This is a genomic window from Bradyrhizobium sp. NBAIM01, assembly GCF_020194115.1.
GTDB lineage: Bacteria > Pseudomonadota > Alphaproteobacteria > Rhizobiales > Xanthobacteraceae > Bradyrhizobium > Bradyrhizobium yuanmingense.
In genome coordinates, this window is sequence record NZ_JADYVU010000036.1 from 1 (window position 1) to 419 (window position 419).

Below are 419 nucleotides of genomic sequence, written 5' to 3' on the forward strand. Positions count from 1 at the left end.
GGCATTCAATTTCGTGTGCTCAACAGCCGCAAAGGCCCGGCCGTGCGTGCAACCCGTGCCCAGGCCGACCGTATCCTGTACAAGGCAGCGGTACGTGAAACCCTGGAAAACCAGCCGAACCTGTGGATATTTCAGCAGGCAGCCGATGACCTGATCGTCGAACAGGACCAGGTACGTGGTGTCGTCACTCAAATGGGCCTGCGTTTCTTCGCAGAATCCGTCGTACTGACCACCGGCACTTTCCTGGGTGGGCTTATCCACATCGGCATGCAGAACTATTCCGGTGGTCGCGCTGGTGACCCGCCGTCGATTGCTCTGGCAAAACGTCTGCGGGAATTGCCGTTGCGTGTCGGTCGCCTGAAAACCGGGACTCCGCCACGTATTGACGGGCGTTCCGTGGATTTTTCGGTGATGACCGA

The 419-nt window shown here is 58.7% G+C and carries 1 protein-coding gene; it reads left to right on the forward strand.

Annotation, left to right across the window (positions count from 1 at the left end):
• A partial coding sequence (locus I6F31_RS36240; protein ID WP_225187061.1) for an FAD-dependent oxidoreductase occupies positions 1 to 419 on the forward strand: 419 nt, incomplete at both ends.